Origin of the sequence: Streptomyces sp. NPDC102270, assembly GCF_044766405.1 — a bacterium.
In the GTDB taxonomy this organism is placed as follows: domain Bacteria; phylum Actinomycetota; class Actinomycetes; order Streptomycetales; family Streptomycetaceae; genus Streptomyces.
Genome location: NZ_JBIWLX010000070.1, coordinates 1 through 1,464 on the forward strand (window position 1 = coordinate 1; position 1,464 = coordinate 1,464).

At 71.5% G+C, this 1,464-nt stretch carries 1 protein-coding gene; it reads left to right on the top strand.

What is annotated here, in order from left to right; all coding sequences use genetic code 11:
- Window positions 1-1,464: biotin/lipoyl-containing protein (locus ACIRP7_RS45605; protein ID WP_403672972.1), on the top strand; the 1,464-nt coding region annotated here is incomplete at its 5' end.

Sequence of the window (1,464 nt, forward strand, 5' to 3'; positions counted from 1 at the left end):
CCGCCCCCGCAGGCCATCCGCGACCTGGGTGACAAGGTCGCCGCCCGGCACATCGCCCAGCGCGCCGGTGCCCCCCTGGTGGCCGGCACCTCCGACCCGGTCTCCGGTGCCGACGAGGTCGTGGCCTTCGCCCGGGAGCACGGCCTGCCCATCGCCATCAAGGCCGCCTTCGGCGGCGGCGGCCGCGGCCTGAAGGTCGCCCGCACCCTCGAAGAGGTCCCCGAGCTGTACGACTCCGCGGTGCGCGAGGCGGTGGCCGCCTTCGGCCGCGGCGAGTGCTTCGTCGAGCGCTACCTGGACCGCCCCCGGCACGTGGAGACCCAGTGCCTGGCCGACAAGCACGGCAACGTGGTCGTGGTCTCCACCCGTGACTGCTCCCTGCAGCGCCGCCACCAGAAGCTGGTCGAGGAGGCGCCGGCGCCCTTCCTGTCCCAGGAGCAGGTGGCCGAGCTGTACCGGGCCTCCAAGGCGATCCTCAAGGAGGCCGCCTACGAGGGCGCGGGCACCTGCGAGTTCCTCGTCGGCCAGGACGGCACCATCTCCTTCCTGGAGGTCAACACCCGCCTGCAGGTCGAGCACCCGGTCACCGAGGAGGTCGCCGGCATCGACCTGGTGCGCGAGATGTTCCGCATCGCCGACGGCGAGGAACTGGGCTACGGCGACCCCGAACTGCGCGGTCACTCCTTCGAGTTCCGCATCAACGGCGAGGACCCGGGCCGCAACTTCCTGCCCGCCCCCGGCACCGTCACCCGCTTCGAGGCACCCTCCGGTCCCGGCGTGCGCCTGGACGCGGGCGTGGAGTCCGGCTCGGTCATCGGCCCGGCCTGGGACTCCCTGCTGGCCAAGCTCATCGTCACCGGCGCCACCCGCGCACAGGCCCTGCAGCGCGCCGCCCGCGCCCTGGAGGAGTTCCAGGTCGAGGGCATGGCCACCGCCATCCCCTTCCACCGCAAGGTGGTCACCGACTTGGCGTTCGCCCCCGAGCTCACCGGCAGCCAGGACCCCTTCACGGTCCACACCCGCTGGATCGAGACCGAGTTCGACAACGACATCAAGCCCTTCGCGGCCCCGGCCGACACCGACGCCGAGGACGACACCGACCGCGAGACGATCGTCGTCGAGGTCGGCGGCAAGCGCCTGGAGGTCTCCCTGCCCTCCTCCCTGGGCATGTCCCTGGCCCGCACCGGCCTCGCGGCAGGCGCCAAACCCAAGCGCCGGGCGGCCAAGAAGTCCGGCCCGGTGGCCTCCGGTGACACCCTCGCCTCCCCGATGCAGGGCACCATCGTCAAGATCGCCGTCGAGGAGGGCCAGGAGGTCAAGGAGGGCGACCTGATCGTCGTCCTCGAAGCCATGAAAATGGAACAGCCCCTCAACGCACACAAGGCCGGCACCATCAAGGGCCTGTCCGCCGAGGTCGGAACCTCGATCACCTCCGGCTCCGCGATCTGCGAGATCAAGGACTGA